Origin of the sequence: Nitratireductor basaltis (genome assembly GCF_000733725.1) — a bacterium.
Taxonomy (GTDB): domain Bacteria; phylum Pseudomonadota; class Alphaproteobacteria; order Rhizobiales; family Rhizobiaceae; genus Chelativorans; species Chelativorans basaltis.
In genome coordinates this window covers 2,335,234-2,354,499 of sequence record NZ_JMQM01000001.1, presented here as the reverse complement: position 1 = coordinate 2,354,499, position 19,266 = coordinate 2,335,234, and the positions used below count along the sequence as shown (strand labels likewise).

Genomic DNA, 19,266 nt, shown 5'->3' with positions numbered 1-19,266 from the left:
GTTCAGCCCGGCCACGAGAAACGGCTAGCCACCCTGAAAAAGGATTCCAGACCCGGCGAGAATTTTCGACCCGGGGCAGTCATGGCAGCTATCTGGCGTTCTACCTCCGGCTCGATCAGCGGGCGTTGCATGAGTCCCGGCAGGCTGACCGAAAACTCCGGCATGAAGGCAAATCCGAGCCCTGCAAGGACCATGGCCTGTACCCAGTCCTCTCTCTCGGAACGAAAGCGTGCGTAGAGCTCGACGCCTTCGCTCTGGCATGCGGACATCACCATCTCCCGCATCTCGCAGGAGAGTCGATCCACGTAATCTTCTCCATCAAGATCAGCCAAACTCACCGCGTCGTGTGCACCAAGTCGGTGATCGGGCGGGAAAACGACAACATATCGCTCCCTGTAAAGATCCTGTGTGCGCAAGCGGTCTTCCAGTTCGGCTGTCCTGGTCGCGATCAGGACGTCCAGTTCGCCCTCAAGCAACTGGTCGGAAAGTCCTGATGCGGAGCCCTCGATTACCGACAGCTCAACGCCCGGGTTCTCCTTGTCGAAGCGAGCGAGAAATCGGGAAAGCCGCACATGTCCAACCGTCGAGAGCACGCCGAGGCGGATGGGTATCTTCTTGAGCAGGCGGAAATTTTGCGCCAGCGCGCGCGCAGCTTCCGTTTCCTCCACGATCTGCTGCAGGTGGGGGAGCATTGATCGACCGAACTCGCTCAGCAATATCCGGCGCCCCTCCCGATGAAAAAGCTCCGCTTCCAGTTCGTTCTCGAGTGCCTTGATGCCTTTGGTCAGAGCCGGTTGGGATATACAGCATTCCTCGGCAGCCTTGGTGAAATTCAGGCTTTTGGCAGCCGCCAGCACATATCGGATCTGTGCCATCTCCATGATCAACTCCTCGGTCGATCCCACCGCTTGAGGAGCTTATCACAGCCGAACCCAACCGTAAGTTATGGATCAATGAGAAAACGCCATTTCCGCCATGGCGAAACACGTGGTGCAATCCGATCCATCGCAAGCATGAGGAGGAATGAAAATGACTGTCTATATGGTTGAACGAAACCTCAAGGGTATCAGTATGGAGGACTTGGCAGGAGCGCAGAGGGCGGCAATTGCAACAGCGGCCGACATGTCAGCTAACGGAGAGCGGATCGCATATATTCGCTCGACATTCGCTCCCGAGGATGGTCGCTGCATGTGCCTGTTCGAAAGCAACGACATTGAGCAGGTCCGGCGGCTTAACGACAAGGCGGGTTTGCCTTACAGCCAGGTGGTGGAGGCACTGGACCTCACCCCATAGGTCTGGCTTCTCACCATGCAGGCGTTCTCCGCCGAGACCGTTTCACCGCGCCTACGGAGGACGCCTTGCAGTCAGGCCAATCGTTCCAACGCCCTTCGTGTTGCCTTACCGCAAATTGCGGCACGACGTTGCCTCGCGAAAAACGACCGCATCGCTCCCCTCTGTCCGAAGAGGAATGCAAGCGCCATTTCCGCATTGATGGATCGCCAAGCATCCGCTATGAAAGCCGCGTAACGCCCCCGCGGCCAATGCACCCGTAGCTCAGCTGGATAGAGCGCTGCCCTCCGAAGGCAGAGGTCACAGGTTCGAATCCTGTCGGGTGCGCCAACTTTCGTCGATTGCCCTCCACTGCGCGATATTGGCCCCAATCACCGCCCGCCCACCAAGCGACATGCAAAACCGCCGATACCAAGCTAATGCCCGATAAAACTTGACGGCAAGCGAAAGGCAACTCACGACCCCATGTCGGCTACACAAAGCTAAATCTCCAGTTCCGGAAAGCTGCCATTGGACGTCATCACACCATGGAGCAATGCGCATCATTTCGCAGATCGGCCCTGCACTGATTGAGGTGCGACGTATGCAGCCTGGCGGCTAGCGGCGAATGCGCCCGGTGGGGTGCCGACATGGCGCAAAAAGGCCATACTGAACGCACTGACCGACCCGTAGCCAACGCGCTGCGCCAGCTCTGACATAGCTATTTTGCCGTCCAACAGCATGTCCTTTGCCACCGCCATGCGCCACCCCGCTACATATTTCATGGGCGCGGATCCGACCTCGCGGTGGAAGCGGTCAAAAAAGGTCGAGCGGGACATGCCCGCTGCAGAGGCGAGGGCTTGGACCGATAGGTGGGCAGCGGGGTTGGCATGAATTTGCCGCAGCGCCAAAGCAAGCTGAGGGTCTGCCAGACCGCGGAGCATGCCCGGTTCTGCAGTGGTTCTAGCGACGGAGCGAAGGGCCTCGATCAGCAGCAATTCCAACAGGTGCCGCAGCACCATGTCGTGTGCTGCAAGCTGACTTTGTGTCTCCTCCTGAATCATCTGGACCAGCGCGATCAACCGTCTCTGAGCGCGCACATGGATCACCGTTGGCAGCAGCGAGACCAGCAGTTCGCGGTCAGGCGAGCCAAAGCTGCAGTGGCCCACCAGGCACCGCACATCGGTCGGTGCGTCCCGTTCGCCGAGCTGGAATACGCCTGGGCCGGTTTCCAGTCTCAGGCTTGGGGCGCCTCTTGGGGGTGGGTCGATGCTCGTCATGGTGAAATCGAAGACTTCCGGCACCAGCACGAAGTCCCCCGCCTCAAGAACAATCGGCGCGCCGTCTCGGATGGTCAGAAGGCAGGTCCCCTCCGACATGGCGCAGTAAAACGGGTTGGCCATGTTCGTGCGCTCGACGCGCCAGCGCCCGCCGCCACTGACCAGCTTGGCGATGGAGGGCTGCGGCTTGAGCAGCGCGACAACGCTGCCAAGCGGATCTGTCGTAGAATTATTCAATTCGGACTTTCGATGAAGCAATTTGGACTTTGAAATATAGAAAGTCCGGCGCTCCTTGTCCATCTGTCGTCGTAGCAACGACAGGAGATATCTCAATGCCCAGTATTCTGATCACCGGCGCTTCCACGGGTTTTGGTCTCGCCACCGCGCATCTCTTCCTTGCTCAAGGGTGGGACGTCATTGCGACGATGCGCGCGCCCGCCGCAAATGCAATGGCGGCACATGAACGGCTGCACATCCTGCCGCTCGACGTCACCGACCAAACCAGCATAGCGCAAGCCGTCGCAGACGCCGGTGCTGTCGATGCGCTGGTCAACAATGCCGGGGTCGGCATGTTGAACGTGCTGGAGGGCGTGGACATGGCCAAGGCTCGCGAACTGTTCGAGACCAATGTGCTGGGCACGATGGCGATGACCCAGGCTGTCCTGCCTGGCATGCGCGCGCGCCGGGCAGGAGTCATCGTCAACATCAGTTCCAGCGTCACGCTGCGCCCGTTCCCAGCGCTGTCGGTCTATAGCGCGAGCAAGGCCGCAATCAATGCGTTCACGGAAAGCCTGGCCCTCGAAACGGCCCAGTTTGGCATCCGGACGCGACTGGTTTTGCCGGGTTCAGCCCCGACGACCGCCTTTGGCAAGAATGCCGTAGCGCGCATGGGCATGGACGTTCCGGCGTCATATGAGGCTTTCGTGCAGGACTATTTAGCAACGATGCGCAGCGCGACCGAAAAAACACAGCCCGACGACGTGGCGCAGGCTGTGTGGCGGGCGGTTTCGGATCCAAATGCGCCAATGCGCATGCCCGCAGGTGCCGACGCCAAAACAATCGTCAGCCAATCAACTTCCCGCACCAGCAATTGAGGGAGCGAGCCTTGGGTCGACCGCTTGCAGTGCCGTCAACCAGGATGACACCGTGAATAATCTAATCAATCTATCGCGTTCCATTCCCACGCCCCGAGCCGGATTGACCGTGGCCTACACGCCGATCATCCTGCCCATGGCTGGACGGACACCGCTTGAACTGCGCCTGACGGCACCCGCCAGCGGCGTTGCCCTGCCAATCGTGCTGCTGTCGCACGGAGCCGGGCCTTCCCGATATGTTCCCTCCAAGGACGGCTACGCCCCCCTGGCCCAATTCTGGGCCGAACGCGGTTTCGCTGTGATCCAGCCAACCCATGGAAATTCTCCGGTCGCGGGCCTGCCAGATGATGCCCCCGGTGCACCCTACTTCTGGCGCCAGCGTGTGTCCGAGATGACGGCCATTATCGACCGCCTGGATGAGGTGGAGCAGCAGGCGCCGGCACTAGCAGGTCGCCTTGATCACCGGCGTATCGCGGCCGCCGGCCACTCTTTTGGTGGCCACACAGTCAGTCTACTTCTGGGAGCGCAGCTTGCTGGCGAGAGCTTTGCCGATCCGCGCATATCTGCGGGCGTTCTGCTGGCAGCCCCTGGTCGTGGTGGCCGTGAACTCACCGAACAAAGTGCGGCACGCTTTCCGTTTTTCGACGTGGATTTTGCGCATATGACATCGCCCAATCTTGTGGTCTGCGGCGCCGACGACAACCCGCACTTTACATCACGTGGCCCGCAGTGGCATGCTGACGCCTTCCATGACAGCCCGGGGGCACAGGCTCTTGCTATTGTGCATGGCGTTGGTCACGGACTGGGCGGCATTGCCGGGTTGGATGCAATGGAAACCGAAACTGAAGCACCCGACGCTCTGGAGGCGACGCGACGGCTCAGCCTCGCCTGGCTTCGCACCGCTCTTGCAGTTGATGTGGATGCCTGGCCCTCTGCTATCGCTTCACTCGACGGCCCTGCCAGCGCATTGGCGACCCTAACTCTTCCGAACTACGCCTGAAGCTGAGCCCACTGCCCTGGCTGTCCGCTGGCAGCGCTGGCGCCCAAGCCGCCAATCGAGGACTGTCAGCTATCCTGTCGTCTTAGCCGGAAGCAGACAGTCCCGTCTCCACCCCATTGGAGCCATTCACTCGTGCTTCGATTAGAGGGCTATAGCGTAGATATAGTTGTCATCTTCACCCGGCAAAGTGCGCCAGCGCAGAGCCTGCTTCTTCACTCCACCGATTTCGTTGCACGGGCCCTGATGCGTTTGCGGAAGGCGGAAGGTTTTTCGCGGAAGCGGGTGGCGAAGGCTTCGTAGAAGCGTGAGGTGGAGCCGAAGCCGGATTCGAAGGCGACATCGGTGATCGAAAGATCGGTGGAGATCAGCAGCGACTGCGCCGTGTCCAGCCGGTGGCGCACGATCGCCTGGTTGATCGTGTGACCGATCGTGTCCTTGAAGATGCTCATCGCGTAATTCGGATGAAGACCGGCATAGCGCCCGACATCTTCGGCAGAAATGTCATCGGTCGCGTGCTCGGCTATGAAGCGCAGCATGCTTTCGACCCGCTGGATGCGCGCTGCATCTGCGCCGCCCGCATTGGCGAGAGCAGAGCCGGCCTCGCGCAGATCACGCCAGCCATCGCGCTCTAGCCGCAGGAGACGGGCGGTCAGCTCCTGTTTCACGATTTCCTCAAGCGCATGGTCACCGCTCAGGAGCTCTTCGCGCCAGCGCAGGAATATGTCTTCCTCATAGGTTCGCAACTCTGAGGTCTCGATCACCGCGCCACGAAAGACAGCGTCGCTGAAACGCTGCAGCGCTGGCGATCCGAGGAAGATCGACATGGGAACATAGATGCACACGAAGCGCGTGCCCTCCGGGCGCCCGATCACCTGATGGGGGATCATGCCCCAGAAGATGCACAGGCTGCCGGCACGAACTGTCAGCTCCCGCCCGTCGAACCAATAGGTCATCGCCCCGTCCAGAACCAGGTTCATCTCCACCTGGCTGTGCATGTGCGGGCCATCCATCAGCCGGACATGAAGGCTTTCGCCTGCACAAAATCGGTGGTCGCCGAAGATGACCGCGGGATGTCGTGGATGGAGTTCGGGATGTATAGGAACCGATTCGTCCGGTGGTTGTGCGGCAGTTGCTGGCGCCATCTTAGGATCCCGGAAAAGTTTGGCAAAAGAACGGGAGAATTATACGGTATCGGGATGGAAGATCAATGAGAGCCAGAGGAGGAAGACATCAAGGTGCTTCCGGCTCGTGCATTCGTGACTGACCATGGTCATGGGAGGAAAATATGACCCCTATCAGGAAACTGGGCGGCCTCGCCCTGTCGCTGGCGCTGTTGTCGACATCCGCGCTCGCCGGTGAAATCGTGCTCAATTCCGATCAGTCTGACCCGGCGCCGAAAAAGGCGATGGAAGAGCTGATCGCCGACTTTCAGGAAGCTCATCCCGACATCACGGTGAAGTGGAACAATTTCGACCACGAGGGCTACAAGTCTGCCATCCGCAACTTCCTGACCGCTAATCCGCCGGATGTTGCCGCCTGGTATGCCGGCAACCGCATGAAGCCTTTCGTCGATGCAGGCCTGTTTGAAGACGTCTCCGATGTCTGGGAAGAAAACGGCCTGAACGAGGAGCTGAAATCGGCCGCCGCCTCCATGACCATCGACGGCAAGAAGTGGGGCGTGCCCTATACCTACTACCAGTGGGGCATCTACTACCGGAAGGACATCTTCGAAGAGCAGGGCATCGAGCCGCCGAAGACCTGGGACGAGCTGCTTGCAGCTTCCGCAAAGCTCAAGGAAGCGGGCATCACGCCGTTTACCATCGGCACCAAGGCACTGTGGCCGACCGGCGGCTGGTTCGACTATCTGAACCTGCGCGTCAATGGCTACGAGTTCCACATGGATCTTACCTCGGGCGAGGTGCCTTACACCGACCCGCGCGTGAAGGCGGTCTTCGAGAAATGGGCAGAGCTGATTGAGCCTGGCTATTTCGTCGAAAATCATGCGGCCATCGACTGGCAGGACGCGATCCCTCATCTCGTGCAGGGCGAGGCTGCCATGTATCTGATGGGCAATTTCGCGGTCGCGACCATGAAGGATGGCGGCCTGAAGGAAGAGCAGATCGGCTTCCTGCAGTTCCCGCAGATCAATCCGGACATCCCGATGTCGGAAGAGGCGCCGACGGACACCTTCCACATTCCATCGGGTGCGAAGAACAAGGAAGACGCCAAGAAATTCCTGGCCTATCTCGCTTCACCCGAAGCGCAAACCAAGATGAACGAGACCCTCGGGCAGCTTCCGGTCAACAACAAGGCCGAGAAGCCTGCAGACCCGTTCCTTGAAGCGGGCTTCGAGATGCTCTCTGAAGCCCATGCGCTGGCGCAGTTCTACGACCGCGATGCGGCTGCGGAAATGGCCAAGGCCGGCATGGAAGGCTTCCAGGAATTCATGGTGAAGCCGGACAAGGTGGACGACATTCTCGAGCGACTCGAGAAGATCCGCGCCCGCGTCTACAAGTAAGGTTCCTCCCACCCGGGCGCTCATGCTTAGTCATGAGTGCCCGGGCTTTTTTGACCAGATGTCCATCATGCAGGTGTTGTCGTGACTGAGGCCGTTGCTCACAAGCGCGTGTCGCGCAGGCCGAACCGGCTCAAGCTGGCGCCTTGGCTGTTCCTTGCCCCCGGGCTTTTGATGTTTCTCATCTATGTCCTCGTTCCCATCGTCGAGTCCTTCTGGATCAGCTTTCACGATTGGGATGGCCTGGGCGCGATGTCCTGGATCGGCATGGGCAACTATGTCGAGCTTCTGGACGACGACACCTTCTATGTTTCCCTGTGGAACAACCTTTTGTGGCTGGTGCTCTATCTCCTGTCGATCCCGGCAGGTCTGGCGGTTGCCCTGTTCCTGAACCAGAACGTCGCGGGTATCCGCATCTACAAGTCGATGTTCTTCTTCCCCTTCGTCATCAGCCAGGTGGTGGTGGGCCTCATCTTCACCTGGTTCTATGCACCGGGCTTCGGGCCGCTCTCGGTCTTTCTGGAATGGTTGACCGGCGACGAGATCGCCATTCTGGCGGATGAACGCTACGTCACCTACGGCATCATTCTGGCAGGCCTCTGGCCGCAGACCGCCTATTGCATGATCCTGTATCTGGCGGGCCTCAACAACATCAATTCAGAGCAGGTGGAGGCTGCGCGCATGGACGGCGCCAAGGGCTTCTCCATGCTGTGGCATGTCATTCTCCCGCAGTTGCGCCCCGCGACCTTCATTGCCCTTGTCGTCACCGTCATCGGATCGCTGCGCTCCTTCGACCTCGTGTCCATCATGACGGCTGGTGGCCCCTATGGCTCGAGCCAGGTGCTTTCCTACTTCATGTACGAGCAGGCGCTGTCCGAATATGGCTACCGCATGGGCTACGGTGCGTCGATCGCGGTGGTGCTTTTCCTGATCATGATGGTGTTCATCACCTTCTTCATCACCCGCATGCTGAACCAGGAAAGGAACATCTGACCATGTTCCCGAAACCCATTCAGCAGTCGGCCCCGTGGGCGCGGCTCACCTACAAGGTCCTTCTGCCCGTGGCCCTCGTTCTCTGGCTCCTGCCGCTGATCGGCGTGGCGCTCACCTCGGTGCGCCCGCAGGGCGATCTCGCCGCCGGCAACTATTTCGGCATCCCCTCGGGCTTTGCTGGCATCGAGAACTACACGGCCGTGCTGACCAACTCGCCGATTGCCACCTATATCCTGAACTCGTTCAAGGTGACGGTGCCGACGGTCATCGGTGCAATCGCTCTGTCCTGCCTGACGGGCTTTGCACTTGCGGTCTATCGCTTCCGTTTCAATCTCGGCATCTTCTTCCTGTTCGTGGCGGGCAATTTCATCCCCTTTCAGATCCTCATGGTGCCGGTGCGTGACATGACGCTTCGCGCCGGGCTCTATGATACCACCCTCGGCCTGGTACTCTTCCACATCGCGTTCCAGACCGGCTTCTGCACGCTCTTCATGCGCAATTTCATCAAGGGTCTGCCCTTTGCGCTGATCGAGTCGGCGCGGGTGGAAGGGGTGTCGGAGTGGAAGATATTCAGGCATATCGTTCTGCCGCTCATGCGGCCCGCCATCGCGGCACTCGCTGTCCTCGTCTTCACCTTCGTGTGGAATGACTATTTCTGGGCAACCGTGCTTGTGCAGGGCCAGCACGCAATGCCGGTGACGGCAGGACTTTACTCGCTCAATGGCCAGTGGGTGGCCGCATGGCATCTCGTCTCGGCAGGTTCGATCATCGCCGCCCTGCCACCGGTCGCCATGTTCTTCCTGATGCAGAAACATTTCATCGCCGGGCTGACACTTGGGGCAACCAAGGGATGAACCAGATCATTACCGTGGGCGAAGCGCCCTTCGCGCTCAATCTGCGCCTGCACGAGGCAGGAATGCCCGAAATCATCGCATTGGGCGACGCCGTCGAGGCGCATGAGCCTCTGGCAGCCATCACCCGCGCAAGCCGCATCAACGGTATGGACGAGGCGGTGCCGTCAAATGTCATCCTGCCAACCGGCGGTATGGGTTTTTTCGGCTGGCCGGCTATCACAGGCCATCGCCAGGGGCGTGACTTCCTGCTCGATTTTTCCGACTGGAAAATGCTGCAGACGGGCAACCGGACGCGGCTGTCTGCGCGAGATACCGTTGCGCAAATCGCGATCCAGATCGAGATCGCAAGCCACGCCGGCGGCGTGATATCAATGGCCTCGCGGCTGACCAACGAAGGCTCCTTGCCCTACCAGCTTGACCGCTGCATGGCAGGCACCTTCCGCCTTCCGGCAGGTCAGGCATGGATCGAGCACTTCACGGGGTCCTGGGGGCGCGAATTCCAGACACGGCGCGAGAAGCTGGGTACGGCACTCTGGGTGCAGGAAAACCGCCGCGGGCGCACTTCCCATGACCGGCCGCCCATGCTCTTCGTTGAAAGCGGCGGGCTGAAGCTCGGACTGACCCTTGCGTGGAGCAGCAACCATCAGATTGCGGTGGATTGTGCGGATGACGGTGCGCGGCTTGTCCATCTCGGTGCACTGTTCGAGCCGGGCGAATGCCTGCTTGGCCCCGGCGACACATACGAGAGCCCGCGCGCCTATGCGGGAGCGGATGTTGCAAGCCTGCATGCCTTCGTGCGTGAGGAACTGCTTGATTGGCCGGGCAAAGCCATGAAGCCGAGGCCGGTCACGCTCAACACCTGGGAAGGCAATTATTTCGACCACAAGCTGGATGCGCTCAAGGCGCAGGCGAGCGCTGCAGCCGAACTGGGGATCGAGCGCTTCGTGCTGGATGACGGCTGGTTCGGCCGCCGCGACGACGACACGTCGAGCCTTGGCGACTGGGATATCGACCCGCGCAAATATCCATCGGGGCTCAAGCCACTGGTAGACCATGTCACGGGCCTTGGCATGGAATTCGGCATCTGGTTCGAGCCAGAGATGATCAACCCGAATTCCGAGCTTTTCCGCGCTTACCCCGACTGGTCCCTGCAGGCGGAGGGGCGTCCGCTCCTGCTCTCGCGCAATCAGCTCGTGCTTGACCTGACGCGGCCCGAGGTCTCCGACTACATCTTCAACAAGATGCATGCCGTGCTCTCGACGCATGATATCTCCTACATCAAGTGGGACATGAACCGCGATCTGACCCATGCGGCGGGTCGTGACGGTCGCGCGCGAACCGATGCGCAAATCCGTGCGGTCTATGCGCTCATGGACAGTATCCGCGCAGCCCATCCCGATGTGGAAATCGAAAGCTGCGCTTCGGGTGGCGGGCGCGTCGACTACGGCGTTCTCGCGCGCACGCATCGTGTCTGGGCTTCCGATTGTACCGACGCGCTGGAGCGGCTGGAGATCCAGCGCGGCATCTCCCGTTTCCTGCCGCCCGAAATCATCGGCTCCCATGTGTCCGCCGTGCCCAATCACCAGACGGGACGCAGGCATTCCTTGAGCTTCCGCGCCATTGTCGCGATGGCCTACCATTTCGGGGTGGAGCTCAATCCGCTGGAGATGACCGACGGCGAGCGCGCGGAGATGGCGGGCTTCATCGAGGCGCACAAGAGGCTTCGCCCGGTGCTTCACGAAAGTGGTGCGAATTTCTTCTGCGAACCGCTGGATGGTCGGTATCTCTGGGGGGCGGCAAGTGAAGAGAAAATCGTGCTGTTCATCGCACAAGCCACGCAGGCAGTGAGCGAGCAACCTGCGCCACTGCGTTTGCCGGAGAAGCTGCGCACCATCGGTGGCGCCTGGCGCATCACAAACAAAATGCCGGACCATCCGGCTTTCATCCGAATACATGACGACCAGAGGCGGCTGCTCGCAGGCGAAATCAGTTTCTCGCTTGATGCAGCAATAAGCGGTGGGCTGCCGCTGCCAATGATGATGCCGGAAAGCGCACTGCTTCTTGAACTGGACCGGGAGGACGATTGAGATATGGCCGAGGTTAGCCTGCGCGGGATCAGGAAGAGTTTTGGAAGCGTCGAGATCATCAAGGGCGTTGATCTGGGCGTGCAGCATGGCGAGTTCTGCGTCTTTGTCGGCCCGTCGGGCTGCGGTAAGTCCACGCTTCTGCGCATGATCGCTGGTCTTGAGGAGATAAGCTCCGGGTCGCTGCTGATCGACGGCGAGGACGTGACGGAAATCGGGCCGTCCGAACGCGGTGTGGCGATGGTCTTCCAGTCCTACGCGCTTTATCCGCACATGACGGTTCGCCAGAATATCGGCTTCGGCCTCAAGATGACCGGTCATCCGAAGGAACTGATCGCCGAGCGCACCGCAATGGCGGCGAAGATGTTGCAGCTTGAGCCGCTGCTTGAACGCAAGCCGGGTCAGCTCTCAGGTGGCCAGCGCCAGCGCGTCGCCATCGGCCGCGCCATCGTGCGCGACCCGAAGGTGTTCCTGTTCGATGAACCGCTGTCCAATCTGGACGCAGCATTGCGCGTGCAGATGCGCGCGGAGATATCCAAGCTCCACCAGGACCTCGGCGCGACGATGATTTACGTCACGCACGATCAGGTCGAAGCCATGACCATGGCCGATCGCATCGTGGTTCTGTCTGCTGGCCGCATCGAGCAGATCGGCTCGCCGCTGGAACTCTATCACCGTCCGAAGAACCTCTTCGTGGCCGGCTTCATCGGTTCGCCGAAGATGAACTTCATCTCCGTGCGCGCAACACCGGCGGAGGCAGGCAAGGTGAATGTCGCGCTGCCCGGAGGAGCCACCCTCACGCTCGACACGCATGGTGCTGAGATCGCCGGGGGCGAGATGACCCTTGGCATCCGCCCCGAACATGTCGACCTTTCCGGCAAAGCCGACGCGGTTGTGGAAGGTCGCGTTGATCTGGGCGAAAGGCTCGGTTCCGAAACCATGTTCCGCGTCGTTCTGCGCGACGAGACGGTAATGGTCGTCAAGACCGATGGTCTGGCGCCGCAACGCGCTGGCGACAGCCTGCGCATCGGCATTCCTGCCAATGCCTGCCACCTGTTCGACCGCGACGGCAATGCCGTCATCTCCGGAGACCTGACCCGCTGATGCTTGGCGTTTGCTACTATCCGGAACACTGGTCCGAAGATGTCTGGGCGCGCGACGCGCAGCGCATGGCGGAAATGGGCATTCGCTATGTGCGTATTGGCGAATTCGCCTGGTCGCGCATCGAGCCGCGCCGCGATCATTTCGAGTGGGATTGGCTCGACCGCGCCATGGATGTGCTGGCGCGTCACGGTCTCAAGATCGTGCTGGGAACCCCGACGGCTACACCGCCCAAATGGCTGGTGGACGAGCATCCGGACATTCTTCCCCATGACGAGCAAGGGCAGGTGCGTGGTTTTGGTTCACGCCGCCACTATACCTTTTCCTCCGAGACCTGGTGGCGCGAAAGCGCACGCATCGTCGAGGCAGTCGCCAGTCGCTATGGCGAACATCCTGCATTGGCCGGCTGGCAGACCGATAACGAATATGGCTGCCACGACACCGCGCTCTCCTATGGCCCGGAAGATCTGAAGGCTTTCCGCCGCTGGCTGCGCCTGCGTTACCAGTCGCCCGACCAGCTCAACGAGGCATGGGGATCGGTCTTCTGGTCCATGGAGATTTGCTCCTTTGACGAGGTGGAGATCCCCGTCCGCACTGTCACCGAAGCCAACCCCGCCGCGCGGCTCGACTATTGGCGCTTCCAGTCGGAACAGATTGCGGCCTATGACCGGATGCAGTGCGAGATCATCCGCAAGCATTCGCCGGGGCGCTGGATCACCCATAATTTCATGGGCTTCGTGCTCGACTTCGACCATTGGGCGGTGGGCGACAATCTCGATTTCGCTTCCTGGGACAGCTATCCCATCGGCTTCGTCGAGAAGTTTCCATTCTCCGAGGAGGAGCGAAACCGCTGGGCGGAAACCTCGCATCCTGATATCGCACCCTTCCACCACGATCTCTATCGCGGTGTGGGGCGCGGACATTTCTGGGTGATGGAGCAGCAACCCGGACCGGTGAACTGGGCGCCGTGGAACCCGGTGCCAAAGCCGGGAATGGTGCGTCTGTGGACGTGGGAAGCGCTGGCGCACGGTGCGGAAGTGGTCAGCTATTTCCGCTGGCGTCAGGTGCCCTTCGCGCAGGAGCAGATGCATGCCGGTCTGAATCTGCCGGAAGGTGACGAGCTTTCGGTCGGCGGGCACGAGGCAGAGCAGGTTGGCCGCGAACTCCGGAAGCTTGGCGATCTGCCGGCAAGCAAGCGCGCTCCCGTGGCCATGGTGTTCGACTACCAGACCGACTGGACCTCCCGCATTCAACCGCAAGGCAAGGACTTTCGCTATGAGGAGCTCGCCTTCCGCTGGTACGAGGCCTTGCGGCGTCTGGGGCTGGATGTCGACTTCGTGCGACCCGGCGAAGTGCTGGATGGCTATGCGTTGGTCGTGGTGCCGTGTCTTTCCATTGTGGACGAGAAGGCACTCGCTGCACTTCGAAAGACGAATGCGAAATTGCTCGTCGGACCCCGCAGCGGGTCGCGTGATCGCAATTTCCGCTTCCCCGAAAATCTTGCACCCGGCGTCCTGCAGGAGCTGACCGGCAACCGCATCACCCAGGTGTCCACCTTGCGACCGGGACTGCGCGAGAACGTTTCAGGTGCGATCAAGGGTGGGGCGGTTCGCTGGCGCGAATATCTGCAAAGTGACGCGGATGTTTTGGCCCGTTTTGCCAAGGGCGACCCTGCACTGACAAAGAAGGGCAATGTCTACTATCTCGCCTGCTGGCCGGATGAGGTTCTGCTGACCTCGCTGATGCGCAACCTTGCACAGGAGGCTAGACTGGAATTTCTGGAACTGCCCGAGCATATCCGCATCAGGCGCAGGGGAGGGCTGACATTCGCCTTCAACTACGGCACGGAAGCCTGGGATGTTCCATCAGGGGCAGAACTCATTCTCGGCGAAAAAAGCCTGAAGCCGCAGGAGGTCGCGATCTGGCGCTAGGGCGCGACCGCCTGCAATCGTGCCAGAACCTGCGCGCGCGCCGCACGAATTGCATCCTCCAGCGCCATGCCGCGGGCGAGCTGGCCGGCAATTGCGCTGGAAAGCGTGCAGCCGGTGCCACGCGCACTGCCACTGCGTCGCGGCGCCGAGAATGCGACCGACTGTTCGCCCTCTACATAAAGCAAATCACTGCTTTGCTCGCCGCTGCCATGTCCGTCCTTCACAAGCACCCGGCGGCAGCCGAGCGCGTGCAGCCGTTCCGCTTGCGCCTTCGCGCCAGCCGCTGTCGGGGCTGCGGGCATGCCGGTCAGAATGGCGGTCTCCCCGAGATTGGGCGTGAGCAGAAAGACGCGCGGCAACAGGCGCTCGCGCAGCACCTGCCGCCCTTCCTCGTCAAGCAGGGTGCCGCCGGATGAAGAGGCCAGCACGGGGTCGAGGACGACGGGGAGTCTCTCGCAATTCGCGAGCGCTTCGCTCACCTGCGCGGCAATCTCTGCCGTTGCCAACATCCCGATCTTGACCGCACCGATCCCACCGCTGACCAGCGCAGCGTCGATCTGTGCACGCACCATCTCCGGCCGCACGGCTTCAAAGCCCGCAAAACGCTCATGTGTCTGTGCGGTGATGGCCGTGATGACAGGTGCTGCTTCGACGCCGATCGCAGCCAGTGTGGCGACATCGCGTGCAATGCCGGCACCACCGGATGGGTCGCTGCCGGCAATTACGAGAACCCGCTTCACCGCCATTTAGCCGTCGCCGCCAGCCATTCACGCGTGCGCGCCTCGGGGTTCGGGTTCAGCGTGATGTCGGTCACCACCGCCGCGCTGTCGGCACCATTGGCGAACACGCCGGGCAGCCGTTCCGGACGCAAGCCGCCGATGGCCACAAGCGGCAGGTCGCCGACTCTTGCTTTCCAGGTGGCGATCTTCTGGACCCCCTGCGGCGCCCATTTCATCTTCTTCAATATGGTGGGGTAGACCGGTCCCAGTGCAACATAGTCCGGTTTGGCGGCAAGCGCGGTGTCTAGCTCCGCATCATCATGGGTGCTGACTCCAAGCTTCAGCCCGTGCGCGCGGATCGCGTCCAGATCGGCATCGGCCAGGTCTTCCTGGCCCAGATGAACGAAGTCGCAAGCCTCCTCAATGGCGATGTGCCAATAGTCGTTCACGATCAGCTGACACTGATGGCGTGCGCAGATTTCCCGCGCCTCGCGGATTTCCTCGCGCAGCGGCACCTCATCCATATCCTTGATGCGAAGCTGAACGAGCTTCACGCCGAGCGGCACGAGCCGACGCACCCATGCGGCACTGTCGACGATCAGATAAAAAGGGTCGAGCTTCATGAGAACTCCGCCATGCCGAAGGTGGGCGTGGAGGGCACGGCCATGTCGCGTGGCTCCAGCATTCCGCTCTCAAAGGCCAGCCGGCCCGCATCGACGGCCAGTGCAAAGGCGCGCGCCATGCCGACCGGATCGTCTGCACCTGCAACCGCGGTATTCAGAAGCACGGCGTCATAGCCATGCTCCAGCACCGTCATGGCATGGGAGGGGCGACCAAGGCCGGCATCCACCACCAGCGGCACATCGGGGAAATAGCCGCGCATGCTTTTCAATGCCTGCACATCCTGCGGACCGCGCGCCGAGCCGATGGGCGCGCACCACGGCATCAAAACCTCGCATCCGGCTTCCAGCAGCCGCTCCGCCACGCCGATATCGGTGGTGGTGTAGGGGAAGACCTTGAAGCCTTCCGCGCTCAGCGCACGCGCCGCCTCCACAAGGCCGAAGACGTCTGGCTGAAGCATGTCGTGATGCCCGATCACCTCCAACTTGATCCAGTCCGTCCCGAAAAGCTCCCGCGCCATCTGCGCGGTGGTGATGGCTTCTTTTGCGGAATGGCATCCGGCCGTGTTCGGCAACAGGTCGATGCCGAGTTCACGCACCACGTCCCAAAACCCGCTGCCGGTCTGGCCGCCCGCCATTTCGCGGCGAAGCGAAACGGTCAGCATTGCCGGATTCGAAGCCCGTGCAGCATCGGCCAGAATGGCGGGCGAGGGATATTGCGCCGTGCCGAGGAAAAGCCGCGAGGACAGTGTTTTGCCGTAGATGGTCAGCATCTCACCCTCCCTGCATGGGCGACAGGATTTCGACCCGGTCACCCTCCTTGAGCGCATGGGCGTCACGCCTGTCGCGCGGCACCATCGTGCCGTTGACCGCCGTTGCCACCCATTGATCCTGGTGGTCGAGTTCGCGAATGAGCGCGTCCAGCCGTGTCGCCGAAACCTGAGCCTCGCATCCGTTAATGATGAGCTTCATGGGCAAGCCTCCTTGCCTGAGTTGTCGCAAAAACCATATCCGCCGCCTGCTGCGCTATTGCGGGTGCGAGCAGGAAGCCGTGGCGGAAGAACCCGTTGACGCTGATCGTTTTGCCATCGCGCGTGACGCGTGGAACATTGTCGGGATAGGCCGGTCGCACACCCGCATCCGTCTCGATCACACCAGCCTCGCCAAATCCGGGATGAATCGCATAGGCAGCGCTCAGGAGCTCCATCATTGAGCGCGCGGTCGCCGGACCATCCGCAGCACTCTCGATCATGGTCGCGCCAACCATGAAGCGCCCGTCGCCGCGCGGCACGATGTATAGGGGAAAGCGCGGATGGATGAGGCGAACCGGGCGGGTAAGCTCCAACTCGTGCGTGGCCAGAAGCAGCATCTCGCCCCGCACGCCGCGCAAGCCCGTTTGGCGGCTGGCCAAGCCGGTGCAGTCGATCTCGAAATCGAAGTGTCCCGCCACCTCAACCTGACCGAAATTGATGGCCACACCGAAAGACTTCAGCTGCGAAACCAGTCCTTCAAGCGCCTTGCGCGGATCAAGATGGGCTTCGTCCGCGTAGTGGAGGCCGCGACGGAACCGGTCTCCCAAAGCAGGCTCCAGCCGCGCGATGCCGTCCGCATCCAGCCACTGATGGTGTCTGCCGGTGCGTCGAGCAAAGCGCTCCAGTTCGCCCGCATCACGCGGCTGCGCGACCACCAGTGTGCCGCAACGCTTCACCTGACCGGGCAGTGCTGCATCCCACCAATCAGCCGCGCGGACCCCGAGCCGAGCCACGATCTCCGGCGCGCTCTCGCTCTCGCACCAGGGTGCCAGCATGCCGCCTGCCTTCCAGGATGCGGCCTGAGTGAGGTCGGCAGCCTGTTCGACCACAGTGACCTCTGCGCCCCGGTGCGTCAGCTCCCAGGCGGTCGCAAGGCCGGCAACACCGGCCCCGCGTACCAGAACACGCATGGCGCCTATTCCTTCATCGCGCCGGCTGTTTCGAGCGGCATGTAGAGATCGCCGCCCTTGCGGAACTTCTCCGCCATCTTTTCCATGCCTTCCTTCTGCGCTTCGGCACGAATGTCGTGCGAGATGCGCATGGAGCAGAATTTCGGCCCGCACATGGAGCAGAAATGCGCCACCTTGTGCGCTTCCTTGGGAAGCGTCTCGTCGTGGAAGTTCCGCGCCGTCTCCGGATCAAGCGAGAGGTTGAACTGATCCTCCCAGCGGAACTCGAAGCGCGCGCGCGACAACGCGTCATCACGGATTTTCGCCGCCGGATGACCCTTCGCAAGGTCTGCGGCATGGGCCGCGATCTTGTAGGTGATGACACCCGTCTTCACGTCATCGCGGTCCGGAAGACCCAGATGCTCCTTCGGCGTCACATAGCAAAGCATGGCTGTGCCGAACCAGCCGATCATGGCTGCACCAATGCCGCTCGTGATGTGATCGTAGCCAGGCGCGATATCGGTCGTGAGCGGTCCAAGCGTATAAAAGGGCGCCTCGCCGCAGACGTCGAGCTGCTTGTCCATGTTCTCCTTGATCTTGTGCATCGGCACATGGCCGGGGCCCTCGATCATCACCTGGCAATCTTTCGCCCACGCGATCCTGGTCAGCTCACCCAGCGTTTCGAGCTCGGCAAACTGCGCGGCGTCATTGGCGTCGGCGATGGAGCCGGGGCGCAATCCGTCGCCGAGCGAGAACGAAACGTCATAGGCGCGGCAGATGCCGCAGATTTCCTCGAAATGCTCGTAGAGGAAGCTTTCCTTGTGATGGTGCAGGCACCACTTGGCCATGATCGAGCCGCCGCGCGAGACGATGCCGGTCACACGGTCGACGGTCAGCGGAATATAGTGAAGCCGCACCCCTGCATGGATGGTGAAATAATCGACGCCCTGTTCGGCCTGCTCGATCAGCGTGTCGCGATAGACTTCCCATGTCAGGTCTTCGGCAATGCCACCAACCTTCTCCAGTGCCTGGTAAAGCGGCACCGTGCCGATCGGTACTGGCGAATTGCGGATGATCCACTCGCGGATATTGTGGATGTTGCGGCCCGTCGAAAGGTCCATCACCGTGTCGGCACCCCAGCGGGTGGCCCAGACCATCTTCTCCACTTCCTCAGCCATGGAGGAGGTGACAGCCGAATTGCCGATATTGGCGTTGATCTTCACGAGGAAGTTCCGCCCGATGATCATCGGCTCGGCTTCCGGGTGGTTGATGTTGGAGGGGATGATCGCGCGGCCCTCTGCCACTTCCTGCCGCACGAATTCCGGTGTCACGTGATCGGGAATATGCGCGCCGAAGCTTTCGCCGTCACGCTGTAGGGCTGCTTTGGCTTCTTCGCGGCCCAGATTCTCGCGGATCGCGATGAATTCCATCTCCGGCGTGATGATCCCGGCGCGCGCATAGGCAAGTTGCGTGACGGCCTTGCCGTCCTTTGCCTTCAGCGGCTGGTGACGGATGGGAAATTCCGGCGTCAGTCGCTCGCCCGAGACGAAACCATTGTCCTCCGGCTTCACGTGGCGGCCCTCATAGGCTTCCACGTCACCGCGCGCCTCGATCCATTTCTGGCGCAGGCGCGGCAGGCCCTTGTCGATGGAGATTTCCGCTGTCGGATCGGTATAGGGGCCGGAAGCGTCATAGACCGTCACGGGCGGCTCGCCCGCACTTGGATGAACGGCGATCTCGCGCATCGGCACGCGGATATCCGGGTGTTGCTTGCCCGGTTTGTAGACCTTGGTGGAGGCGGGAAGTGGTCCGGTGGTGACCGTGGGGGACACACTTTTCTGGTGGATGGTCATGCGTTGAGGCTCCTTCGCGCTCGCGATGAAGA

The 19,266-nt window shown here is 61.3% G+C and carries 18 protein-coding genes and 1 tRNA gene; 10 read left to right on the top strand and 9 right to left on the bottom strand.

All coding sequences use genetic code 11. The features are described from left to right. Positions 1 to 2 precede the first annotated feature (2 nt). Entirely contained in the window at positions 3 to 881 is an 879-nt protein-coding gene (locus tag EL18_RS11340) for a LysR family transcriptional regulator (protein ID WP_036483054.1), read from the bottom strand. A 148-nt stretch (positions 882 to 1,029) separates the two neighbouring features. Between EL18_RS11340 and EL18_RS11335 the strand changes: the two genes are divergently transcribed. Both EL18_RS11335 and EL18_RS11330 read left to right on the top strand, forming a co-directional pair. Next, positions 1,030 to 1,293: a DUF4242 domain-containing protein gene (locus tag EL18_RS11335; RefSeq protein ID WP_036484633.1), complete on the top strand. Its 264-nt coding sequence runs from the start codon at positions 1,030 to 1,032 to the stop codon at positions 1,291 to 1,293. Positions 1,294 to 1,543: 250 nt separating this feature from the next. Then, positions 1,544 to 1,620 (top strand) — tRNA-Arg (locus EL18_RS11330). Between the two features lie 212 nt (positions 1,621 to 1,832). Here the strand turns inward: EL18_RS11330 and EL18_RS11325 are convergent. Beyond that, positions 1,833 to 2,849, bottom strand: coding sequence for a helix-turn-helix domain-containing protein (locus tag EL18_RS11325; protein ID WP_081871160.1), 1,017 nt, complete (start codon positions 2,847 to 2,849; stop codon positions 1,833 to 1,835). 32 nt (positions 2,850 to 2,881) lie between these two features. On the opposite strand from EL18_RS11325, the gene EL18_RS11320 reads away from it, so the two are divergent. After that, positions 2,882 to 3,643, top strand: a complete 762-nt coding sequence (locus EL18_RS11320) for an SDR family oxidoreductase (protein WP_036483052.1) — start codon at positions 2,882 to 2,884, stop codon at positions 3,641 to 3,643. A gap of 52 nt (positions 3,644 to 3,695) precedes the next feature. Continuing rightward, on the top strand, positions 3,696 to 4,643 hold the full coding sequence (locus EL18_RS11315; RefSeq protein WP_036483048.1) for an alpha/beta hydrolase family protein: 948 nt from the start codon (positions 3,696 to 3,698) through the stop codon (positions 4,641 to 4,643). A gap of 212 nt (positions 4,644 to 4,855) precedes the next feature. Here the strand turns inward: EL18_RS11315 and EL18_RS11310 are convergent, their stop codons facing one another. Beyond that, positions 4,856 to 5,785, bottom strand: coding sequence for a helix-turn-helix domain-containing protein (locus EL18_RS11310; RefSeq protein ID WP_036483042.1), 930 nt, complete (start codon positions 5,783 to 5,785; stop codon positions 4,856 to 4,858). Between the two features lie 143 nt (positions 5,786 to 5,928). Between EL18_RS11310 and EL18_RS11305 the strand changes: the two genes are divergently transcribed. The 6 genes from EL18_RS11305 (at position 5,929) to EL18_RS11280 (ending at position 14,121) form a co-directional block, all read left to right on the top strand. Further along, positions 5,929 to 7,161, top strand: a complete 1,233-nt coding sequence (locus EL18_RS11305) for an ABC transporter substrate-binding protein (protein ID WP_036483034.1) — start codon at positions 5,929 to 5,931, stop codon at positions 7,159 to 7,161. Between the two features lie 81 nt (positions 7,162 to 7,242). Continuing rightward, positions 7,243 to 8,151, top strand: a complete 909-nt coding sequence (locus tag EL18_RS11300; RefSeq protein ID WP_244444557.1) for a carbohydrate ABC transporter permease — start codon at positions 7,243 to 7,245, stop codon at positions 8,149 to 8,151. A 2-nt stretch (positions 8,152 to 8,153) separates the two neighbouring features. Further along, entirely contained in the window at positions 8,154 to 9,005 is an 852-nt protein-coding gene (locus EL18_RS11295; RefSeq protein WP_036483032.1) for a carbohydrate ABC transporter permease, read from the top strand. After that, a complete protein-coding gene (locus EL18_RS11290) occupies positions 9,002 to 11,092 on the top strand; it encodes an alpha-galactosidase (RefSeq protein WP_036483029.1) in 2,091 nt (696 codons plus the stop codon). The genes EL18_RS11295 and EL18_RS11290 overlap by 4 nt, the downstream gene beginning before the upstream one ends. Before the next feature lie 3 nt (positions 11,093 to 11,095). After that, positions 11,096 to 12,193, top strand: a complete 1,098-nt coding sequence (locus tag EL18_RS11285) for an ABC transporter ATP-binding protein (protein ID WP_036483027.1) — start codon at positions 11,096 to 11,098, stop codon at positions 12,191 to 12,193. Continuing rightward, positions 12,193 to 14,121 (top strand): beta-galactosidase, encoded by a 1,929-nt coding sequence (locus tag EL18_RS11280; RefSeq protein WP_036483025.1) that lies wholly within the window; start codon positions 12,193 to 12,195, stop codon positions 14,119 to 14,121. The genes EL18_RS11285 and EL18_RS11280 overlap by 1 nt, the downstream gene beginning before the upstream one ends. Here EL18_RS11280 and thiD read toward each other — a convergent pair. The 6 genes from thiD to thiC are packed head-to-tail and all read right to left on the bottom strand — an operon-like array spanning position 14,118 to position 19,234. After that, positions 14,118 to 14,867, bottom strand: coding sequence for a bifunctional hydroxymethylpyrimidine kinase/phosphomethylpyrimidine kinase (gene thiD, locus EL18_RS11275; protein WP_036483021.1), 750 nt, complete (start codon positions 14,865 to 14,867; stop codon positions 14,118 to 14,120). The two genes, EL18_RS11280 and thiD, sit on opposite strands and share 4 nt — an antisense overlap. Then, the gene (locus EL18_RS11270) at positions 14,858 to 15,463 is read right to left on the bottom strand and encodes a thiamine phosphate synthase (protein WP_036483019.1); all 606 of its coding nucleotides are present in this window, start codon (positions 15,461 to 15,463) and stop codon (positions 14,858 to 14,860) included. The genes thiD and EL18_RS11270 overlap by 10 nt, the downstream gene beginning before the upstream one ends. Beyond that, positions 15,460 to 16,233: a thiazole synthase gene (locus tag EL18_RS11265; protein WP_036483017.1), complete on the bottom strand. Its 774-nt coding sequence runs from the start codon at positions 16,231 to 16,233 to the stop codon at positions 15,460 to 15,462. The genes EL18_RS11270 and EL18_RS11265 overlap by 4 nt, the downstream gene beginning before the upstream one ends. Before the next feature lies 1 nt (position 16,234). Continuing rightward, entirely contained in the window at positions 16,235 to 16,432 is a 198-nt protein-coding gene (gene thiS / locus EL18_RS11260) for a sulfur carrier protein ThiS (RefSeq protein WP_036483015.1), read from the bottom strand. Beyond that, complete coding sequence (gene thiO, locus EL18_RS11255) at positions 16,416 to 17,402, bottom strand: glycine oxidase ThiO (RefSeq protein WP_036483012.1); 987 nt, start codon at positions 17,400 to 17,402, stop codon at positions 16,416 to 16,418. Before thiO ends, thiS begins: the two co-directional genes overlap by 17 nt. A 5-nt stretch (positions 17,403 to 17,407) precedes the next feature. Further along, positions 17,408 to 19,234, bottom strand: a complete 1,827-nt coding sequence (thiC, locus tag EL18_RS11250; protein WP_036483008.1) for a phosphomethylpyrimidine synthase ThiC — start codon at positions 19,232 to 19,234, stop codon at positions 17,408 to 17,410. Between the last annotated feature and the right edge of the window lie 32 nt (positions 19,235 to 19,266).

Excerpts from the sequence above, each read along its gene's own strand:
- EL18_RS11310 (WP_036483042.1), bottom strand. The coding sequence starts at position 5,785 with ATGGCGCCAGCAACTGCCGCACAACCACCGGACGAATCGGTTCCTATA.
- EL18_RS11320 (WP_036483052.1), top strand. The coding sequence starts at position 2,882 with ATGCCCAGTATTCTGATCACCGGCGCTTCCACGGGTTTTGGTCTCGCC.
- EL18_RS11295 (WP_036483032.1), top strand. The coding sequence starts at position 8,154 with ATGTTCCCGAAACCCATTCAGCAGTCGGCCCCGTGGGCGCGGCTCACC.
- EL18_RS11305 (WP_036483034.1), top strand. The coding sequence starts at position 5,929 with ATGACCCCTATCAGGAAACTGGGCGGCCTCGCCCTGTCGCTGGCGCTG.
- EL18_RS11265 (WP_036483017.1), bottom strand. The coding sequence starts at position 16,233 with ATGCTGACCATCTACGGCAAAACACTGTCCTCGCGGCTTTTCCTCGGC.
- EL18_RS11325 (WP_081871160.1), bottom strand. The coding sequence starts at position 2,849 with ATGGACAAGGAGCGCCGGACTTTCTATATTTCAAAGTCCAAATTGCTT.
- EL18_RS11340 (WP_036483054.1), bottom strand. The coding sequence starts at position 881 with ATGGAGATGGCACAGATCCGATATGTGCTGGCGGCTGCCAAAAGCCTG.
- thiC (WP_036483008.1), bottom strand. The coding sequence starts at position 19,234 with ATGACCATCCACCAGAAAAGTGTGTCCCCCACGGTCACCACCGGACCA.
- EL18_RS11335 (WP_036484633.1), top strand. The coding sequence starts at position 1,030 with ATGACTGTCTATATGGTTGAACGAAACCTCAAGGGTATCAGTATGGAG.
- EL18_RS11280 (WP_036483025.1), top strand. The coding sequence starts at position 12,193 with ATGCTTGGCGTTTGCTACTATCCGGAACACTGGTCCGAAGATGTCTGG.
- EL18_RS11270 (WP_036483019.1), bottom strand. The coding sequence starts at position 15,463 with ATGAAGCTCGACCCTTTTTATCTGATCGTCGACAGTGCCGCATGGGTG.
- EL18_RS11290 (WP_036483029.1), top strand. The coding sequence starts at position 9,002 with ATGAACCAGATCATTACCGTGGGCGAAGCGCCCTTCGCGCTCAATCTG.
- thiS (WP_036483015.1), bottom strand. The coding sequence starts at position 16,432 with ATGAAGCTCATCATTAACGGATGCGAGGCTCAGGTTTCGGCGACACGG.
- EL18_RS11285 (WP_036483027.1), top strand. The coding sequence starts at position 11,096 with ATGGCCGAGGTTAGCCTGCGCGGGATCAGGAAGAGTTTTGGAAGCGTC.
- thiO (WP_036483012.1), bottom strand. The coding sequence starts at position 17,402 with ATGCGTGTTCTGGTACGCGGGGCCGGTGTTGCCGGCCTTGCGACCGCC.
- thiD (WP_036483021.1), bottom strand. The coding sequence starts at position 14,867 with ATGGCGGTGAAGCGGGTTCTCGTAATTGCCGGCAGCGACCCATCCGGT.